Raw genomic sequence first — 18,373 nt, forward strand, 5'->3', positions numbered from 1 at the left:
TTGATGAACTTTCGCATGATATTTGTACTTATAAATACAAATAAAAAGAAAGTAAACCATGAGAGATTTATTGAGACAACGGACTTCCCTAAAAGAGGAAATAGAAATACTTTTAAATAACCAGGTTAAAATGGAAGCTGAGGCTTCTGCCAAATATCTGGCAATGGCTTCCTGGTGTGATCGCAACGGATTCAGATACAGTGCTAAATATTTCATGAAGCAGTCTGAGGAAGAAAGAGAGCACATGGTTAAGATATTTGACTACCTGATGTTCGTAGGCGGAAACGCAACTTCTCCTGAAGTACCCGCTGTAAGACACGAATTTCCAACCTTCAAAAGTATCTTCGAAGCTGCACTACAAAGTGAGATCGCGGTAACGCAATCGATCAACCGCATTGTATCGCAAAGCCGCAAAGAAGAAGATTATGCAACTGAAAACTTCCTTCAGTGGTTTGTTAAAGAACAAACAGAAGAAGAAGACAATGCACGCCGCGCACTTGAACTTTTCGATGTGATCGGAGAAGAAGGTACAGGCCAGTATTTTATCGACAAAGCGATCGGTAAACTCGGACACGAAGAATAAAATATCAGCAATGATAAGTCTGAGGCTGCTTCTGCAAGGAGGCAGCCTCTTGTTTTATATCCTGATGTGGTATGTCTTTTGCTTCTTTTGAGATTAAAATAGTAGTATTGCAAAAAGCGCCGCCAGCCATAATAAATGATCTATCTCGACGAATTTAAGAAATTCATTTTCAGTCATAACCTGTCGACGGGAGTGCGCTTAACGCTGGGCGCGATCATTCCAAGCCTTATTTTTCAGCATTACGGTATCCTTGGCGAGATGATCGCGTTTCCACTTGGGACACTGATTATCGGCGCCACGGATAACCCCGGCCCCTATCACCGCAGGCGAAATGCATTGCTGGTTGCGATCGGTACCTGCTTCGTCGTGGCCTGCATTACCGGCTTTCTGCGGCACCTCCACTTTGTCATTTTTATTGAGATCATCGTCTTCGGGATGCTTTTTTCGCTGGTGGGCGTATACGGTAACCGCGTTAACAGCATCGGATTGATCGCATTGCTGGTGTTCGTATTCAATATCGACGATCACCTGAGCGGGGATATGGTTTTGCGTACCGCGGCCATTTTTGCTGCTGGCGGGATCTGGTACTTCTTGCTTTTTATGATCCTGCAAAAGCTTTTGCCTTATAAATTGATCCAGCAGCTTCTCGGTGAAAGTTTCATAGAGCTGGGTAAACTGCTTTCTATCAAGGCGGGTTATTATTTTGCCAATCCCGACTACGATGGGTTGTTCAATCGGATTGTAAAGCAGCAGGTATTACTCCGTGAAAATCATGAAAATCTGAGGGAGATACTTTTCAAAACGCGCGAGATCGTCACCGAATCGACTAACAAAAGCCGCATATTAATGCTAATGTTCCTCGACAGCATTGACCTTTTCGAACGCATATTAAACTCACAACAGAACTACGCGAACCTGCACCGGGCATTTGACCATACCAAAGTGCTCAGGCTATTCGGAACTTACATCACCTGGCTGGCCGACGAAATTCAGACGATCGGGATAGCAGTTCAAAGCGGCTTCGCTTCCCAGCCGCGCCACGACCTGGACGAAGCTTTTGCGAAATGTCAGAAAGCGTTCGAGCGGATGCGTGAATATAAAATGACCCATGAGAACATGGAGGATTTTATCATGCTGCGCCAGATTCTGAACAGTTTGCAGGATGTTACCGAGCGTATCAAGAAAATGCACCGCGCTACTACCTACGATGCAGAGGTTGGGAAAGGGTACACTTTGAATGTTCAGGGAGACAATTTCATCCCGAAACAGGAATATCATCCACGCATCTTACTGGATAATTTGTCACTTAAATCCAGCCATTTCCGCCACGCGGTCCGGGTTACGCTTGGCTTGCTGGTGGGCTATGTCGCATCGCTCTTCTTCGAACTTGGCCACGGCTACTGGATTTTGCTGACCATTGTGGTGATTTTAAAACCCGCTTTCAGTATCACGCAAAAACGGAATATTCACCGCATTGGGGGCACTTTGCTTGGCGTCGCGACCGGATTTTTGCTATTGTACCTTGTTAAAGACAGCACTGCCTTATTTGTATTCATGATGCTGGCTATGGTCACGGCATACAGTTTCTTGAAAATCAACTATTTCATTGCTTCCACATCCATCACTTTGTATGTGATATTATCATTCAACTTCCTGAATCCGAACCATATACAAACTGTATTGGAGGATCGGGTGGTCGATACCATTATCGGATCGGTGATCGCTTATGTGATTTCATCGTACGTATTGCCGGTTTGGGAGCATTCGCAGATCAATCAATACATCAAAGAGGCGCTGGATGCAAACCGAAAATATTTTGATCTGGTGGCAGGGAAATTTGCTGGTAAGGAGCTCGATATCAACGAAATGAAAGTGAGCAGGAAAGATGCGATCATTGCGATGGCAAACCTTTCTGATAATTTCCAGAAAATGCTTTCCGAGCCCAAAAGACAGCAGCTTAACATGCAGGAATATCACCAGTTTGTCGCGACGAGCCACATGCTCACTTCCTACATTGCCTCTTTGTCTACTTACGCACAAATGCTCAACTACTCCGAGTTTTCAACGGAATTTGAGCTGATGATCAGACAGATAGACCGGCAATTGCTTGCTGCAACTGATATTATCGAAGGCAAGAAGAACAATACTTTTGAGATAACCCGGGAATCTTTACCACAAAACCAGAAGCTGATCGAGCTGCTCGCGAAACGAAAAAAGGAAATCAAAGAGCTGGGAATTGAAAAAGCGGATCAATCCGCGTCGAGAAAAATGTTATCGGATATAAAAACGATCAATGGGCTTTTCGAACTGATCAGCACTATTACAATTGACGAAATCAAGATTTTACAAAAAATAAAGGCAGCTAATACATAGAATGGAAGGATTATCAGGAACAGAAAGAAAGAATATCCGCGCCGGCCTTTCAGTCGGAATCGTTTTGAAGAAAGATCAACGGAGCGGCACGTTAACCTATGGAATTGTTAAAGATATCCTCACCAAAGCGCCGGTTCACACACACGGAATCAAGGTCAGGCTCGAAACGGGCGACGTCGGCCGCGTTAAAATCATTCAGTAAATTTCACCAACAACTAATTTATGTCATCACTCCTGTTCACTCCAATTACATTTAAAAGTGTCGAATTAAAGAACCGCATTGTCGTTTCTCCGATGTGCCAGTATTCATCCGTCGATGGATTTGCAAACGACTGGCATTTGGTCCATTTAGGTAGCCGGGCTGTCGGAGGCGCGTCGCTTATCATTGCCGAAGCCAGCGCAGTATCGCCGGAAGGCAGAATTTCTCCCGAAGATTTGGGTATCTGGAAAGACGAGCATATTGAAAAGTTGAAGCAGATCACCGATTTCATAACTTCTCAAGGAACCGTACCAGGCATTCAGCTCTCCCACGCAGGCAGAAAGGCAAGCACTTACCCAGCCTGGAAAGGCCGCGGACAAGTTCCGTTTGACCAGGGCGGCTGGCAAACTTTAAGCGCCTCCCCCATTCCTTTTCACGCAAGTGAAAATCCGCCGCTTGAACTCGATCAGGCTGGTATTGACAAAGTAATTTCCGATTTTGCCGACGCCGCGCAACGAGCTCTCAAGGCGAGGTTCAAAGTGATCGAAATCCACGCAGCTCACGGTTACCTGGTGCACCAGTTCCTCTCGCCGCTCAGTAATGCGCGACAGGATCAATATGGCGGAAGCTTCGAAAACAGAATACGGTTTTTACTCGAAATCCTGGAAGGAGTGAATAAGGTGTGGCCGCAGGAATTGCCGGTTTTCGTAAGAATTTCCGCAACGGACTGGGCTGAGAATGGGTGGGACGAAGAGCAATCTTCCAGATTAGCCGGCATATTAAAAGAAAAGAATGTGTCACTGATCGACGTTTCGACCGGTGGTTTGGTTTCAAATGTCAAAATCCCCGTCGGCCCCTCTTATCAGGTGCCTTTTTCTGCGAAGATCAAAAAAGAAAATGGCGTATTGACGGGAGCAGTTGGTTTGATCACAGAAGCTGCTCAGGCCGAAAGTATCCTGCAAAACAATGAAGCCGACCTGATCATTATGGCGCGGGAGCTGTTACGTGACCCCTACTTCCCGCTGCATGCAGCGCATGAACTAGGCGAAGATATTACCTGGCCTATTCAATACGACCGGGCAAAACCTACCCTGTAACATTTTTATCGTGAACCCGAGGATTGCGCTTGTAGTTGGTCTGATCAGCATCAGCATATTTCCGGTACTTGTGAAATGGGCGCCGGTGTCCGGCATTACCTCTGCATTCTACCGCATGTTCTTCGGGTTCATTCTGATATTGCCTTATGTTTTTTTAGCTAAAAAATTTACCTGGCCCGCTCGTAGCCTATGGCTTCCAACAATTCTGTGCGGGATTATCTTCGCTTCTGATATTGCCGTCTGGAATTTATCAATCACACTTTCCAATGTAACCCAGGCTACTTTGCTCGCCAATCTTTCGCCCGTTTGGGTAGGTATATGTTCATTCTTTTTTCTTTCTGATAAACCAAAATCCGCATTCTGGGCCGGCACGATCGTCGCTCTGGCCGGAACTGTGATATTGATCGGATTCGAGCATTTCTCCGAGATGAAGCTGGATGCAGGATTTGGCCTGGCGATGCTATCGGGGGTTTTATATGCAGCCTATATGCTCCTGAGCAAATCAGTACTCAACAAAGTGGATATTGTTAGTTTTATGACGATCAATATGGCGGCTTCGAGCATTTACCTCCTGGCAATCTGTCTGTTTTTCGATCAGCCGCTTTTGGGTTTCACGCCATCGCTTTGGAGTGTTTTTGTAGTGCAGGGATTGATCTGCCAACTTATCGGCTGGCTCGCATTGAATTATGCAGTGCAAAAAATGGATGCGAAAAGAGTCTCTCTTACACTGCTGAGCCAGGCGGTCGTGAGCGGACTATTTGCCTGGATTTTTATAGACGAAGAAATTTCGTTGCAAATGATCGCCGGGGGTGTGATCATCCTGGCTGGTATTGCAATTACTTATCAGACTAAAAAACAAACTACCTCAGCTGAGAAGGCGGGTATTAAGCTTCGGGCAGATAAATAATGAACGAGGCTCCGATCCCGGGTTGGCCGGTTGCATCCAGTAACCCTTTATGATTCTCCACGATCTTTTTACAAATCGCCAGGCCGATTCCTGTGCCGTCATAAGCACTTCTGTTGTGCAAGCGCTGGAAAACCTGAAAGATCCGGTCTTTGAATTGCTCATCAAAACCAATGCCGTTGTCGGAGAACGAAATGTAAGTGTACGTCTGACCGGGATCAGCTTCCGAAAGGGCTATTGACTGTCCCGCAATTCGCCCGGTTTTGATCTCAATAAGCGGAGCCTGTCCCGGCTTTACGAATTTGAGCGAGTTGGCAATGATATTTGTAAAAAGCTGCTCAAATTGGTATACAATCACATCTCGTGTCGAAAGCAGCTCACTGGTAATCACTGCATTCCTTTGAGAAATTACCTCGCCAAGTTGTTCCTTCACAACTTTTAATATCTCATTCAGGTCCGTACGCTCGAAGTGCTTTTCAACTGCATTAGCTCTCGAAAATGCCAGCAGATCAACGATCAGCTGCTGCATTCGGGTAGAAGAAGCCTGCATCCTGCTAAAATAATCCTTGCCTTTTTCCGACAGTTTATCGTTTTCTGTTTCCAGAATGCGCGTCGCGAATGTCTGTATCTTCCTGAGTGGCTCCTGCAAATCGTGGCTCGCCACATAGGCAAACTGAGCAAGCTCCATATTCGTCCTGACCAGCTCACTGTTCGCGATCGTTAGCTCCTTGGTACGCAGCTGTACCTTCGTTTCCAGCTCATCGATGAAAAGCTTGCTCTCGTGAATATCTGTACTTGTCCCCACCCACATATTAATCGTACCGTCCGGGTTCCGTTGCGGAATTGCGCGGCTCAGCTTCCACCTGAATTCTCCGTCGAACCTTCTCAAACGATGCTCGCGGACGAAATCAGTACCATTCTCAATGGATATGTTCCATAGCCGCGTATTCTCTTTCAAATCCTCCGGATGGACAATATGGCGCCACAAATGCTTGTGCATTTCGGCAGGTGTCAGCCCCGTGTAGTCGTATACGGATTTGTTGAAATAATTGAGATTCCCTTCCCTGTCTCCGGTCCAGACAAATTGCGGCATAGAATCCGCCAGTGTCCTGAATTTCCCTTCACTCGTTTTGATCGCAAGTTCTGATTCTTTCCGGTCGGTAATATCCATCATCGTACCCAGCATCCGGTGTGGCACGCGATCGTCCCGGTACAATATCTTACCCTGCGTTCTGATCCAGTGGATGGACTTATCGGGGTGTATCACCCGCGCTTCGTAATAGTAAGTACCGGTTTCCAGTGCAAGCTCAAATGCTTTTTCTACGATGGAATGCCTGTCGTCTGGGTGTACATGGTCCCGTAGCTCGGCGTGCGTCAGCAGTTTGTTTTCGTCGTAACCAAACAGGGTAGCCAATCGGCCGGAATAAATAATATCCCTGGTTTGCAGGTTCAAATCCCAGGTAGCCAGTTTCGTACCGTCGGTTGCAAGTGAGAGCCTGTCCGCGGCTTCCGAGATTTGCTGGCGGAATTTTACCTTTTCTGTCACATCATTCACGGACACCATTATAGCCGACACTTTTCCTTCCTCCTCAAATATCGGTGCATATTGATAATCGAGATAAAACGTCCGCATTCCGTCAGGCCCGTCTACCTGCGCAAGCGCTTCGTTTTCCCGGTGAATTGTCCCGGTTTCGTATACGTTTTTGAGGATTGTGATAAATTTCTGCTGCTGTAATTCAGGAAACACGTCGAGTAGCTTTCTGCCTGCTACCTCATCCAATGTCCGTCTCCACAAATTTTTGAGCATTGCTTCATTGGCAAGACTGATCACGAAATCCTCGCCTTTGAATATCGCTTTGGCAAACTGGGACTGGGTAACCAGGCTCCGGAACTGATTTTCACTCCGCTGTAATGCCTGTTTTGACAATACCTGCTGGGTTACCTCGGTAGCTACCACAATAATCCCCGATAATTCCCCGGAAGTTTCAGCAAGTGGCTGATATACAAAGTTGAAGTAGCACAACTCTTTTTTACCAAAACGGTTCAATGTGACTTCGAACTCGTTTCCATGGAAAGGTTCGCCGGTCTGCAATACTTTCGTAAGAACAGGCTTTACATATTCCCGCACTTCGGGCAAGGCGTCGAAAAGCAACCTTCCAACGAGCTCTTCTTCGGTGCGGCCAACTATGTTCAGGTAAGAATCGTTGGCCATTTCCACAAAAAAATCTTCTCCACGCAGGATTACCATTCCCACCGGAGCTTGCTTCATCGTATCTCTGAATCTGCTTTCGCTATCGCTTGATTGCTTCTTGTTTCTGTCTGCCTGGTGATCAAAGTAGCTACCAGGGTTCGGGAGTTCAGTTGACTCGTTCACCAATATCGTCTGAAATGTATTTTACAAATTAAACAGTGAACAGAAGGAGAAGGTTAATATTGATAATAAAAATTCTCTGGTACCAGCTTCCAGTTGTAGTTGTTCCAGTCTATATCCAGAACTTGTTTGATTGCCTGCTTCAGCTTCGGAAAAGAGCCTGGTTTTCTGATAAAGAAATTGGCCCCGCCCTGGTACACCTTTCTTACCATTTCCTCCTGGCCGGTTGTAGAGAATATAACCACCGGAATCCTTTCCCAGGCTTTGGTATTTCTGATTTGTTCAAGACACTCAAAACCGTTTTTCCGCGGCATATTCAGGTCCAGAAAAATCACATCCGGCGGAGGTGGGACGGTTGTTTCCATTAAACTGATCAGTTCAACGCCGTCATTCGCAGTTATCAGTTCTGTCGAGTCGCTCACTTCCCTCAGTGCATCTTCAAACAGCATGCAGTCGTCTGCATCATCGTCTGCCAGAAATATCGATTTATTTGCTTTTGCGCCCATAGTTCAAAATTAAGCATTATCAGAAGATAACATCGCCATTGATCAAGACATTCCGCAAAACACGATTTGGTGAAACACGCTAACAATCTCTAAATCATATACAAGTTAGACAATTATCCTTTTTTACGAAACATAATTTCTTTAAAATTCCCCGTCAAGAGACTCCTTCGGCTTCTTCTTCGCCTGGTGCAGCCGGTAGTTCAGTGTGAGGTTAACCTGGCGCAATCTGCCCTGTGAAGTGTTTCTGGTGTAAAAATTAAAACCCTCGGTAACAGAGCGGAACTTGCGCGAGTTAAATACATCTATCACGCTCAGTGTCAGGGTTGCATTGCCTTTCATAATATCCCGCGTCGCCGCCAGGTCCAGCGTGGCCAGCGCCTTTCTCCGCCCCTGCGGCGTCTGCTGCGGCGCTTCATAATTTCCCCGCAGCTGCACGTCGGCTGACTTCCAGAGTGTAAATCTCGACATCATCCGCACAAACCAGCTGTAAGTATCACTTTGAAAAGATTCGTCCACATTCGCACCATCCGTGATCGCCCTGAAAAAATTCACGCTATTATCGATTTTCCACCAAGAATAGGGGTTAAATGAACTGGTAAATTCGGCACCGTAGGCATCTTCCGTACCCAGGTTTTCGGGGCGCGTGTAAGAGCTCCCATCCTCCTGCACAGTCCTGATACTCGTAATTTTCCCATTCGTGTGGCGATAATACAGCGAAGATGTGAGCGAACCCTTTGACATATACTTAATATGTCCCAGCTCAAATGCATTCGTAAATTCAGGATTGAGATCCGGGTTACCGCTCCAATAATTCCGGTTATCGCTGTAAGTAGCAAACGGGCTCAGGTCATTATACTGTGGCCGGCGCACGCGGCGACTGAAACTCAGCTGAAATGCATTCTGCTTGGCAAAATCATAGGTGACGTGCACGCTGGGAAACAGGTTGGCATAAGTCCGTTTATTCACCTCAGCAGTTTGTTTCAATTCCGTAGTTACGCCCGTCCATTCAGCCCGTAAGCCCGCCTGGTAAGAGAATTTGCCAGTTTTGTTACCCAGAATCCCGTACACTGCATTGATATTCTCCTCATAAAGAAAATCATTCGTGAGGTTTGGCAGCGTAAACCAGCTGCCGTCTTCCCCGCGCTGGGTCACGGTATAATCGTTGGTCATATCCCGCGAGCTACTTCGTGCACCTGCTTCTATCTTCCCGTCTTTGGCAAAAGGATGCACATAATCTGCCTGGAAAAGCAGTTGTTTTTCAGTCTCATAATTAACCGCACGCTGCAAAAGTGGCGGTATTCCCGACATGCTTCCATTGGGGTTAAATACACTTTCGTTATAATACTGATCCGAATTTTCCCAATTATCCAGGTAGCGGACATCCGCTGTAAATTCCTGCCCTTTCCTGTTAAATGTCTTTTTGTAAGTAACTGAGTACTCAGAGTTCGGCTCCGTTTCTCTCTCGTCCTGCGTGCGCACTGTGTAGCTCGTCAAATTATTGGTACTGCCGATATAATCCCTGTAATTCAGTGTCGAGAAGCGTTTTCCTTTGCTGGTACGCCACGTATAGGAGCCGGTCAGGATATTTTTTGCGTTAAAATAATAGTCGATCCCGCCACGGGCACTATTGGCCATTCCTTTCAGATTACTCTTCATATCCCGCTCCATGATAAACGTGGAATCGTTTCGGTACAACTCCTGGTACAGGAAATTCTTGCCCGGCGTATTGCGGTAGGACATGGTATAATTAATGAAGAAATTCAGGTTTTTACGTCGGTAGTTGACATTTGCGGCAGCACCGTAATTGGTCGGGTGGCCGGTGATTATGTCAAAAGATCCGTTGAACCCTTCTTTCCGCTCCTTCTTCAGAACGATATTGATCACCCCGCCCATACCTTCCGCCTCATAGCGCGCTGATGGATTTGTTATAATTTCAACCCGCTCGATCATGCTGCCCTGCAACTGCTGCAAGCCGCTCGCGCCCTTGATACTCACCAGACCGGAAGGTTTGCCGTCGATCAATATACGCACATTCCCACTCCCCCGCAGGCTCACATTCCCTTCCACGTCCACAGCGACGGAGGGCACATTTGTGAGGATATCCACCGCTGTACCACCCGCATTCGCCAGGTCTTTTCCGACATTGAATATCTTCTTATCCAAAGACAGCTCCATCGAACTTTTCTCCGCCTGCACAGTAACTTCATCCAGCGTCCGTGCCGAGGGGCTTACTTTGATTAATCCTAAATCCATCGGAGAGTTCGAGGAATTCAATCTGATACCGGGCGTAACCTGTGGTTTGTAACCGATAAATTCGGATAGTGCATAATAGTTACCTGCTGCAATATCCACAATGAACCCGCCCGTCTCGTCGGTGATCGCGCCGCTTACAAATGAACTGTCCGCTGACTTAAAAACCCGGATACTGGCATATCCAAGCGGACTATTGCTTTGGCTGTCAACGATTTTACCTACAATTTTCAATTTCACCCCACTCTGGGCAAATGCCATATTTGCGCCCGAGATAAGGCAAATTAAAATCCCTGCCGCGAAACTTCTCCTGATACTCATTCTGTTTTTTGTAATATTTTTTCAATAAACGATTCCCCTGTTTTTGCTACCAATAGAAACCGTTTTGCAAAGCTGTTTTACTCTAACCGGGTAGATATTAAAACGAAATATTCCTACTCCCATCTCTAAATACCTAACTTTGCATCCCTTTTAGCATATCCACATAAAGCCGTGAAAAAAGAAGCATCACAAACGTTAAAATTAGCATTTCCTATTATTATCGGCGAGCTCGCACAAATGGCGCTCCACCTGATAGACAGCGCAATGGTCGGCGCGATCAGCTACAAACATCTTGCTGCCGCCGCACTCGTTATCAATGCGATGAATATCCCATTCGTGATCGGGATTGGTATGACGATCTCCGTTTCTCAAATGGTATCGCTGGCCAACGGAAAGCAGGACGCGCAGCAGGTATCCCACTATTTGTACAATGGTTTCATCCTTTGCACGCTCACTGCGCTCGTCATCTCATTTACCCTGGTTTTTGGTAAAAATATACTTTATCATCTGGGGCAGGATCCTGACGTAGTGGAACTTGCGATGCCTTTTATGAAATTAATGGGCTTGTCCATTATTCCTATGCTGCTTTTCATGACCCTGAAACAGTTTGCCGACGGGCTTGAATACACGCGCACCGCGATGATCTTCTCTCTGGCAGGCATGCCGCTGAATATACTTTTGAACTGGCTGCTGATCTACGGCAACTGGGGCTTCCCCCGGCTGGAACTGGAAGGCGCGGGCTGGGCCACGCTTATTACCCGGACCTGTATGTTTCTCGCGCTGGGTTACGTGGTACTGAGTCACAAAACTTTTGCGCGATACATTGCTGTGCGCCATAACCAATGGAAGCTCAAAGCCAAGACTTTACGTGAACTGCTGCATATCGGCGTTCCGAGCAGCATGCAGATCGGTATGGAAGCAGGCGCATTTGCGGTTTCGGGTATTATCATCGGTACGTTGGGGGCGGTTTCGCAAGCGGCGCACCAGATCGCGCTGAACTGTGCTTCCTTCACTTTTATGGTTTCCATGGGCCTTGCGCAGGCGGGTTCGATCCGGGTAAGCAATGCACTCGGCCGCACCGATTGGGTCAAGATCATCGTGATCGGAAAGAGTACGATTCTGACTGCTTTGATATATGGTACCATTTGTGCGGCATTGTTTGTGATCCTCCGGAACGTACTTCCCGTCGCATTTAACCAGGAGCCGCAGGTGGTGGAACTGGCCGCCCTCCTATTGCTTTTCGCCGCGGTTTTTCAAATTTCAGATAGTACGCAGGCGATCAGCGCAGGTTTGCTTCGCGGGATCAAAGACGTAAAAACACCCACCATACTGATCGGAATTGCGTATTGGGTAATCGGTATTCCAGTCGGGTACCTGCTCGCATTCAATTTCAATATGGGTGCCAAAGGAATGTGGCTGGGCCTGATCCTTGGCCTCACGGTAGCTTCCGGCTTCCTGATCACGCGGTTCTTGAAAATGGGTAAAAGGAACACACTGCGTAGCGCGCGGGGATGAAATACTGAGCAAGCGGTAAGGTTCTGCGGTAATATCACTCGTCAGGTCAATTTGACGGAACGATCCGTTGTTTTAAATCATTCTTCAATTAAACCTTACCATCATTTTTAGCCAGCAAAAAATGGATTTCAACGCCACATTAAGAAACATCTTCGTCGAAGAAAATGACATTCCCCAGGAGTTCAGCCTGCCCGGGCTCATTCACCAGCGCGAATACCTGAGCAACGGTGCAATGAAAACCTGGGATGGGCCTGTCCATGAAGTATATTCCCCGATTTGTATCAAAACCGAAAACGGGCTCGAAAGAAAACTGATCGGGAGTTACCCGGTATGCACAGCCGCCGAAGCAGACGAATCGCTTGACGCGGCCGTGGCGGCTTACAACAATGGCAGAGGAGAGTGGCCCACAATGGGCGTGGCGGAAAGGATCCATTGCGTGGAGCAGTTTACCGGCAAAATGATCGAACAGAAAGATATTATCGTGAAACTCATCATGTGGGAGATCGGTAAGTCTTTCGCGGATTCGGTAAAGGAATTTGACCGGACCGTTGAATACATTTACGCGACAATCGATTCTTTGAAAAACCTCGACCGGGATTCTTCGGGTTTTGATATTGTAGACGGCATTGCAGCTCAGGTAAGACGCTCGCCGCTGGGCGTGGTGCTTTGTATGGGACCGTTCAATTATCCCCTTAACGAAACTTTTACCACACTTATACCCGCCCTGATCATGGGCAATACCATTCTTTTCAAACCCCCGAAATTCGGTACGCTGCTGCATTATCCGTTGCAGGAAGCATTCAGGGACTGTTTTCCAAAAGGGGTGGTCAATATTATTTACGGACGCGGAAATACGATCGTACCCGGTTTGATGCAGTCGGGTAAGATCAATGTACTGACGCTTATCGGGTCGAGCAAGGTAGCTAATGAATTGAAAAAGCAGCACCCGAAAGTGAACCGCCTGCGCGCAGTTTTGGGGTTGGATGCTAAAAATGCCGCGATCGTAACGTCCAATGCGGATATCGAGCTGGCGGTAAAAGAGATTATCCTGGGCTCGCTTTCCTTCAACGGACAGCGCTGCACGGCTTTGAAGATCGTGTGGGTGCACAGAAGTATCGCCGAACAATTCCTCGAAAAATTCAGCGCTGCGGTGGCACAGCTGAAATTTGGAATGCCGTGGGAAAAAGGCGTTTCCCTGACCCCTCTTCCTGAAACAAATAAAATTGAATACCTCGACAGTTGCATTGCCGATGCTGTGGCGCACGGGGCTTCGGTAGTGAATGAAAACGGCGGCAGCTCGGAAGGCTCGTTTTTCTATCCCGCCGTGGTTTATCCCGTTAATAGCAAAATGAAACTGTACCACGAAGAGCAATTCGGGCCGATCGTGCCGGTGGTGCCTTTCGATGATCTGGAAGAAACGATCGAGTTCTTGATCGAATCGACTCACGGTCAGCAAGTAAGTATTTTCAGTAATGATGCCGACGAAGTTGCGTCTCTGATAGATCCGCTCGTAAACCAGGTTAGTCGTGTGAATATCAATACACAATGTCAGCGCGGACCTGATGTATTCCCATTTACCGGCCGGAAAGACAGCGCCGAAGGTACCTTATCAGTAGCCGACGCAATCCGCGCATTCTCGATCCGCTCGCTGGTCGCATTCAAAATGAATGAAACCAACAAACAACTGATCAACGAGATCGTTCATGAGGATACATCTAACTTCTTGAGTACCAAGTTTATTTTTTAGAATATTATTTGCCTAAAAATCAACGCAAAAAGGTGCCCTGGCCCGGCACCTTTTTGCGTTAATAGTATCTCAAAAATCTCAAACTAACGAGGCTGTCCAATCTTGTCCAACTTTGTCCGCTTTTGTCCAATTTTGTCCAATTTCAATGCTTGCAGTTACATGTTGTTCTTCTGAGTTTTGCAGTTAGGAAAAGTTTGTATCAAACTCATAAGCGACGTTATAAATCTGAGATGTGATGTTGGAGCTACGATATGTGTTGCGAGAGACCATTATTTCATAATTCTTATTAACACAAAATTATGATAGGAAACATCCTGTTACTCGGTATCGGTATCAGTTCACAATTGCTGATTATAATAGGTTTATTCTACTTTGCTGTTTTGGTTGCAACAATTTACAGGATCACTATTGGAAAAGATGTTGCTATATCTAAACTTTTGAGGGTGCTGCTTGCTGTCTTCGTCCCTGTCATTGGAATTATAAGTGTATGGCTGATAGATTTTTTTCAGAGTAGATCAGCCCAAAAGTTTTAATAGTGTTCGTATTTATTAAGCTAAAACCCTTTCCGCCAGCATTCGGAAGGGGTTTTTATTTTAAGGTAAAATCTGATCTTGAATAAAAATACAATAGTTACTAAATTCGGAACACACGTTTTTTAAGCACCACAAATGGAGTCATCGAGTGAGGAGGAAATTTTCGGGCAAAAAAAGTCAGAGGGGGAGGATGATCGTGAGCTTTTGCAGGAAAAACTGAGCGTGATCTTCCAGTATTCCACAGATGCGCATTTGCTGTTTGATGAAAGTGGTATCCTTGATTGCAATCAGGCTGCTGTGAAAATGCTGGCTTGCAAAGACAAGACCGAACTGCTTTCCCTTCACCCCGCGACATTTTCACCCGAATTCCAGCCCGACGGAAAAAGGTCGGCTGAAAAAGCGCTAGAAATGGACCGGCTTGCCTATGAAACCGGTTACACGCGTTTTGAATGGATACACAGAAAGATAACCGGAGAGGAATTTCCGGTAGAAGTCACATTAAGCCCCGTCCCGATTAATAATAAGAAAGTGCTCCTGGTGGTGTGGCACGACATTTCGGACCGGAAGCGGGCGGAAGAGGCGATCAGGCGCAGCGAGGCAATGCTCAGCGAGTCGCAGCAGCTCACCCACAGCGGGAGCTGGGAAGCCGATCTGATAACGGGCCAAAACTACTGGTCTGCCGAAGCCTTCCGGATATTCGGGCTGGAACCTGACAGCGCCGGACCGAATACCGACGTTTTTTCCAAAATGATCCACCCTGACGACCTGCACCTGTACAAAACGCACATTTGGGAAGCGATCAATAAAATGTCGCCCGCCAGTTTCGACCTCCGCATCGTCCTGCCTGACGGACAGATCAAGTTTATCCACGCGATCGGAAAGCCTTTTTGTGATGCTACCGGCAAGGTAGTGAAGCTGTACGGGGCGATTATGGATATTGATAACCAGAAAAAAACCGAGAAGGAACTGATCCACGCCAAGGAAATGGCCGAAATGGCGGCTATCGCGAAATCGCAGTTTCTGTCCACGATGAGCCACGAGATCAGGACGCCGATGAATGCAGTGATCGGTTTTACACATTTGCTTTTGCAGCAGGATCCCCGGCCCGAGCAAATGGAGTATCTCAATATCCTCAAATTTTCTGCTGAGAATTTACTGGTATTGATCAATGATATCCTGGATTTCAGCAAGATCGAGGCCGGCAAAATAGAGTTTGAGGAAGTCGATTTCAATGTGCTGTCCCTGCTTGAAAATATCCGCTCGGGTATCCTGCAAAAGGCAAATGAGAAGGGGATTATGCTCAAATTAAAAGTGAGCAACGATGTGAACGTAACCGTTGTGGGCGATCCTGTGCGGCTGGGACAGATATTGACGAACCTGGTCAGCAATGCGGTTAAATTTACAGAAACGGGCAAAGTGACGATTTCCGCGGAGGTGACCAGCCGCCGGGGAAACGTGATCACACTCGATTTCAAAGTCCAGGATACAGGTATCGGGATCCCGCCCGGAAAAATTGACACTATTTTCGACAGCTTCACGCAGGCTACCTCAGACACTACCCGGAAATACGGCGGCTCAGGACTCGGACTGACGATCACCAAACGCCTGCTTGAATTACAGCATAGTAAGATTTTCGTGGAAAGCGAGCCGGGAAAAGGCTCCGTTTTCTATTTCAGTCTCACATTCAGGATCAGCGAAAAGCATTTTACCGAAAAAATAAACGGCAGCCCGACCAACAAATTCAGCCTGGAAGGAATGCGGCTGCTGATCGTGGAGGATAATGCGATCAACGTGCTGCTGATGCGTAATTTCATGAAGCAGTGGAATGTGCAATACGACGTCGCAGAAAACGGCCTCGTCGCGCTCGAAAAAGTGCAGACAACTGATTACGACCTGGTATTAATGGATCTGCAAATGCCGGAAATGGACGGCTACGAGGCTACTTTAAGGATCCGCCAGCTTCCGGACGAAAAGTACACCAAACTCCCGATCATCGCATTGACCGCCTCCGCGATGATGGATATCAAGGATATTGCATTTACCGTCGGCATGAACGATTACATCAGCAAACCTTTTACACCTGCGGAATTATATTCGAAAATCGCTTCCTACCGCAAGGGTAAGCCTTTGTAAATGAAGCTGCTACTCGGAAGCATCGGTCGCTGCAATTCCTAAAAACGGTAGAATGTAGTTGTAAAAATCTTCCGGGATAAAAGGTTTGGTAAGATAACCCGAAAATCCAGTAGACATAGCCCGCTCCTTTTCGTCCTCGAAAGAAGATGCTGTGAGTGCCACTACCGGAACCTGCTTGTCGAGTAAGCGGATCATGCGCGTACTTTCAAAACCATCCATTACCGGCATCCTAAGGTCCATCAGCACCATATCAAATTTCTCCCGGGCAAACATTTCATAAGCCTCCTGTCCGTTCACCGCAATTTCAAAATCAAGGTTGCGCCTTTTGAGCAACTGGGTCACCAGAACGATATTGGCCCGGTTATCATCGACTACAAGCACTTTGATCCCTTCCCGGGGCGGGGTAGGCAGTGTCGTTGCCGGGTAATCAGTTTCAGTACTTTGGGAATATCTCAGCGTCAATTCAAAAGAAAAGGTACTGCCCTTTCCCGGCTCGCTCCGCAGCACTATTTCGCTATTGAACAATTGAAGCAAATCACGCGAAATAGCCAATCCGAGCCCCGTACCGGCATTTTCCCGCTGGTTACTGGCTTTCGTTTGCGTAAAAACTTCAAATATCTCGCGCTGCTCAGATTCGTGAATTCCTATTCCGGTATCGGTTACCTCAAAGTATAATTTGACGAAATCACTGGTTATCTCCTTTTGCTCGACTTTCAGCCTGACAAAACCTTCGGCAGTAAATTTTACTCCATTATGGATCAGGTTTTTGAGGATCTGTTTGAGCCGCATCCGGTCGGCAATCAATAGGTCGGGTAAATTGGGTTCAATTTCAAAAATGAGCTCAATGCCTTTTTCAATCGCGCCCGGCCCGAACATTTTGCGGAGGTTTTCAAATAACTGCCTCGGGTCAAACGGCTGGGGATCCAGTACCACGTGCCGGGAGTTGATCTTGTTGAAATCGAGCACGTCGTTCACGACGGTCATCATGTGGTCTGCGGAGTATTTGAGCGTGTGCAGCAGCTCGCCCGACCTTGGCTCGCTTCGATTTTCTTCCTGCATCATCAAATGCACGATCCCGACGATTCCATTCAATGGTGTCCGGATCTCGTGGCTCATCAGCGACAGAAAATTTGACTTGGCGCGCGTGGCATTCTCGGCAATATGCTTTTGCTGGGCAAGTGCCTCATTCTGCTGCTGTAATGTGTACCGAAAGTAAAATTCCGCCTTATCCTTGTTGTATCTCAACTTCACGATCACGGGGAATATGCAATTCGCAACCAGCACAAATACCCCGCCCTGCTCGAAAAACAGCGTCAGAGAAGTGTCGCTTGCGAAGTGGATCGACAAGGGATAAAGCACCAGCGGCAACACTGAGGCGACGAGCGCATATCTGAATTCCCAACGCAGTATCATACCCGCAAATATGATCGCCAATGTAAGATTAAGCGACGATTGCACGTAAGAAAGATGCGGGAGTGAAAGCAGATAAGAATAGAAAAATATCAGCGTAACGTGCGCTGCAAAACTCATTTGGTGCCCGGTAATCACTTTTTTATAATTCAAAAAAAGGTAGAGCAGCAGGAATAGTCCGGAGAAGAGATGGGTGGTGAACAGGGTATAAAAAAAAGGGTCGCCGGAGAGGTAGAAGGCAACTGACGAGATCGGGTTACAAAAGAGGAAGACAATGCAATAGAGCCGGTTAGTAAGCTGTGACTTTCGCTCACTTTCTTCCGACCAAAGCTTTTCGAAAGCTTCTGCGTATTGGATACTTTTCAAGAGTGGAGTTTTTATAACGTTGGTAATCGTAAGATAAAGATATAGAACCTGGTCTGATCTTCAAC

12 protein-coding genes are annotated in these 18,373 nt (G+C 47.0%); 8 read left to right on the forward strand and 4 right to left on the reverse strand.

All coding sequences use genetic code 11. The features are described from left to right. Positions 1 to 58: 58 nt before the first annotated feature. The 5 genes from LZG94_RS12780 to LZG94_RS26465 all read left to right on the forward strand — a co-directional run bounded on the left by LZG94_RS12780 (position 59) and on the right by LZG94_RS26465 (position 5,159). Positions 59 to 583, forward strand: coding sequence for a ferritin (locus LZG94_RS12780; RefSeq protein WP_215232360.1), 525 nt, complete (start codon positions 59 to 61; stop codon positions 581 to 583). 135 nt (positions 584 to 718) lie between these two features. Continuing rightward, entirely contained in the window at positions 719 to 2,956 is a 2,238-nt protein-coding gene (locus LZG94_RS12785) for an FUSC family membrane protein (protein WP_233792275.1), read from the forward strand. Position 2,957: 1 nt separating this feature from the next. Then, positions 2,958 to 3,158 (forward strand): YwbE family protein, encoded by a 201-nt coding sequence (locus LZG94_RS12790; RefSeq protein ID WP_233792276.1) that lies wholly within the window; start codon positions 2,958 to 2,960, stop codon positions 3,156 to 3,158. A gap of 20 nt (positions 3,159 to 3,178) precedes the next feature. Then, positions 3,179 to 4,252, forward strand: coding sequence for an NADH:flavin oxidoreductase/NADH oxidase (locus LZG94_RS12795; protein WP_233792277.1), 1,074 nt, complete (start codon positions 3,179 to 3,181; stop codon positions 4,250 to 4,252). A gap of 10 nt (positions 4,253 to 4,262) precedes the next feature. Continuing rightward, positions 4,263 to 5,159 carry a DMT family transporter gene (locus LZG94_RS26465; protein ID WP_233792278.1) on the forward strand — a complete coding sequence of 299 codons (897 nt, stop codon included), beginning with the start codon at positions 4,263 to 4,265 and terminating at the stop codon, positions 5,157 to 5,159. On the opposite strand, the gene LZG94_RS12805 is transcribed toward LZG94_RS26465, so the two are convergent. The 3 genes from LZG94_RS12805 to LZG94_RS12815 all read right to left on the reverse strand — a co-directional run bounded on the left by LZG94_RS12805 (position 5,137) and on the right by LZG94_RS12815 (position 10,604). Beyond that, entirely contained in the window at positions 5,137 to 7,530 is a 2,394-nt protein-coding gene (locus LZG94_RS12805; protein ID WP_233792279.1) for a PAS domain S-box protein, read from the reverse strand. The genes LZG94_RS26465 and LZG94_RS12805 overlap by 23 nt on opposite strands. A 53-nt stretch (positions 7,531 to 7,583) precedes the next feature. Further along, positions 7,584 to 8,033: a response regulator gene (locus LZG94_RS12810; RefSeq protein ID WP_215232364.1), complete on the reverse strand. Its 450-nt coding sequence runs from the start codon at positions 8,031 to 8,033 to the stop codon at positions 7,584 to 7,586. A gap of 141 nt (positions 8,034 to 8,174) precedes the next feature. After that, the gene (locus LZG94_RS12815; RefSeq protein WP_409013272.1) at positions 8,175 to 10,604 is read right to left on the reverse strand and encodes a TonB-dependent receptor domain-containing protein; all 2,430 of its coding nucleotides are present in this window, start codon (positions 10,602 to 10,604) and stop codon (positions 8,175 to 8,177) included. A gap of 171 nt (positions 10,605 to 10,775) precedes the next feature. Here LZG94_RS12815 and LZG94_RS12820 point away from each other — a divergent pair, with 171 nt between their 5' ends. From LZG94_RS12820 to LZG94_RS12830, 3 genes are all read left to right on the forward strand, one after another. Beyond that, complete coding sequence (locus LZG94_RS12820) at positions 10,776 to 12,119, forward strand: MATE family efflux transporter (RefSeq protein WP_233792280.1); 1,344 nt, start codon at positions 10,776 to 10,778, stop codon at positions 12,117 to 12,119. Positions 12,120 to 12,240: 121 nt separating this feature from the next. Next, complete coding sequence (locus LZG94_RS12825) at positions 12,241 to 13,866, forward strand: NADP-dependent glyceraldehyde-3-phosphate dehydrogenase (RefSeq protein ID WP_233792281.1); 1,626 nt, start codon at positions 12,241 to 12,243, stop codon at positions 13,864 to 13,866. A 668-nt stretch (positions 13,867 to 14,534) separates the two neighbouring features. Beyond that, entirely contained in the window at positions 14,535 to 16,532 is a 1,998-nt protein-coding gene (locus LZG94_RS12830) for a hybrid sensor histidine kinase/response regulator (RefSeq protein ID WP_233792282.1), read from the forward strand. Positions 16,533 to 16,541: 9 nt separating this feature from the next. Here the strand turns inward: LZG94_RS12830 and LZG94_RS12835 are convergent, their stop codons facing one another. Further along, positions 16,542 to 18,308, reverse strand: a complete 1,767-nt coding sequence (locus tag LZG94_RS12835) for a response regulator (protein ID WP_233792283.1) — start codon at positions 18,306 to 18,308, stop codon at positions 16,542 to 16,544. Positions 18,309 to 18,373: the final 65 nt, after the last annotated feature.

It is taken from the genome of Dyadobacter sp. CY343, from assembly GCF_021390335.1.
In the GTDB taxonomy this organism is placed as follows: Bacteria; Bacteroidota; Bacteroidia; order Cytophagales; family Spirosomataceae; genus Dyadobacter.